Annotated in this window: 2 protein-coding genes; both read left to right on the forward strand. The window is 62.8% G+C overall.

What is annotated here, in order from left to right:
* The first annotated feature begins 122 nt into the window (after nucleotides 1–122).
* On the forward strand, nucleotides 123–1,616 hold the full coding sequence (gene istA / locus GQO94_RS20710) for an IS21 family transposase (RefSeq protein ID WP_011950768.1): 1,494 nt from the start codon (nucleotides 123–125) through the stop codon (nucleotides 1,614–1,616).
* Nucleotides 1,613–2,380 carry an IS21-like element ISSsp5 family helper ATPase IstB gene (istB, locus tag GQO94_RS20715; protein WP_007686288.1) on the forward strand — a complete coding sequence of 256 codons (768 nt, stop codon included), beginning with the start codon at nucleotides 1,613–1,615 and terminating at the stop codon, nucleotides 2,378–2,380. Before istA ends, istB begins: the two co-directional genes overlap by 4 nt.
* Nucleotides 2,381–2,503: the final 123 nt, after the last annotated feature.

The raw sequence follows: 2,503 nt of genomic DNA on the forward strand, positions 1-2,503 counted from the left end.
GCTGAGAACGGCGGAGCAATATTCGACCACGGTAGCGGCGGGATAGTCCTGCTGCGGGCGGCGTAAAAGTCGTCCACCTTGAAGCCTTTCTGCCGAGTCAGGGAGGTGTGGGGATCTACAGCGTGGAACTTTATCTTCAGGTCCGTCTGGCTTGCGCGGATGGCATGAGCCAACGGGCGGCGGCGAAGCGTTTCAATGTGTCGCGCGAAACGGTACGCAAGATGCTGTCGTTTTCATCGCCGCCGGGTTACCGGCGCCAGTCCGTACCGCAGCGCCCGAAGCTGGACGGGTTTGTGGCGATCATTGATGGATGGCTTGAGGGTGACCGCAGTGTCCCGCGCAAGCAACGCCATACGGCGAAGCGGGTATTCGACCGTTTGCGCACCGAGCATGGTTTCACCGGCGGCTATACGATCATCAAGGATTACATCCGGGAGCGCGAACAGCGCAGCCGGGAGATGTTCGTGCCGCTGGCGCACCCTGCGGGAGATGCGCAGGCCGATTTCGGGGAAGCGCTGGTGGAGATCGGCGGGGTGGAGCAGAAGGCCTACTTCTTCGCGCTCGATCTGCCGCACAGTGATGCCTGCTATGTGCGGGCCTATCCGGCGGCGGTGGCGGAGGCCTGGGTGGACGGACACGTGCATGCCTTCGCGTTTTTCGGCGCGGTACCGCGCTCGATCGTCTATGACAACGATCGCTGCCTTGTGACGAAGATCCTGCCCGACGGCACGCGGCAGCGTGCCACGCTGTTCAGCGCTTTCCTGTCACATTACGTGATCCGCGACCGCTATGCTCGCCCGGGCAAGGGGAACGAGAAAGGCAATGTGGAGGGGCTGGTAGGCTATTGCCGGCGCAACTTCATGGTGCCGATCCCGAAGTTCCCGACCTGGGAGGCGTTCAACCTGTGGCTGGAGGAGCAATGCCGCAAGCGCCAGCAGGACAAGGTGCGCGGGCAGAGCGAGACGATCGGTGAGCGGCTGCAGCGCGATCTCGCGGCCATGCAGCCTCTGCCCGCTACACCCTTCGAGGCCTGCGATCAGAAAGGCGGGAGGGTCTCCTCGCAATCCCTGGTGCGCTACAGGACCAACGATTATTCGGTTCCGGTGGCCTGGGGCCATCAGGAGGTCTGGATCAGGGCCTATGTCGATGAGGTGGTGATCGGCTGCCGCAGCGAAGTCATCGCCCGTCATCCTCGTTGCTATGCCCGCGAGGAGGTTGTCTTCGACCCGCTCCATTATCTCCCGCTGATCGAGCAGAAGATCAACGCATTCGACCAGGCTGCGCCTTTGCAGGGCTGGGACCTGCCCGAAGCGTTCACGACACTGCAGCGGTTGATGGAAGGGCGCATGCACAAACATGGCAGGCGCGAATATGTGCAGGTACTGCGCCTGCTGGAAACGTTCACCCTCGCCGATCTCCAGGCGGCGGTCGAACAGGCCATCGATCTTGGCGCCATCGGCTTCGATGCCGTCAAGCACCTCGTCCTGTGCCGGATCGAACGCGTACCGCCCAGGCTGGACCTGGACGTCTATCCCTTCCTGCCACGCACCACGGTCGAGAAGACCTTTGCCAGAGCCTATCTGAGCCTGCTCTCCGACCGGCAGGAGGCCGCATGAGCGATCAGGCCCCGGAGATCCTTCTCGCTCACCATCTCAAGGCGCTCAAGCTGCCTACGTGCCTGCGTGAGCATCACAAGCTCGCGCGGCAATGTGCCGCTGAAGGCGTCGATCATATCCGCTTCCTCGCCCGCCTCGTCGAGATGGAAATGATCGACAGGGAGCGTCGCATGGTCGAGCGGCGCATCAAGGCCGCGCGCTTCCCCGCCGTCAAAAGCCTCGACAGCTTCGACTTCGCCGCCATCCCCAGGCTCAACAAGATGCAGGTGCTCGAGATGGCGCGCTGCGAGTGGATCGAGCGGCGTGAGAACGCCATCGCTCTGGGGCCATCAGGCACCGGAAAGACGCACGTAGCGTTGGGGCTCGGACTGGCAGCATGCCAGAAAGGACTGTCGGTGGGCTTCACCACCGCGGCAGCGCTGGTCAGCGAAATGATGGAGGCCCGCGACGAGCGCCGTCTTCTGCGCTTCCAGAAGCAGATGGCCGGATACAAGCTGCTCATCATCGACGAACTGGGCTTTGTGCCGCTCTCCAAGACCGGCGCCGAACTGTTGTTCGAGCTGATCTCCCAGCGTTACGAACGCGGCTCCACCTTCATCACCAGCAACCTGCCCTTCGACGAATGGACCGAAACCTTCGGATCTGAGCGTCTCACAGGCGCGCTCCTCGATCGCCTGACCCATCACGTCAGCATCCTCGAGATGAACGGCGAAAGCTATCGCCTCGCGCACAGCCGGGCCCGCAAGGCCAAAACCAGACCCTGAAAATTACACCAATGCCGGGGGGAGTGGCCCTCGGGCTACGCCCTCACGCCACTCCCCCCGGCATGTAACACGATGGCCTGGTTTTACGCCGCCGAATGGCCGACTTTTGCTCCGCCGTTGACA

Source organism: Novosphingobium aquimarinum (assembly GCF_009746585.1).
GTDB lineage: Bacteria > Pseudomonadota > Alphaproteobacteria > Sphingomonadales > Sphingomonadaceae > Novosphingobium > Novosphingobium aquimarinum.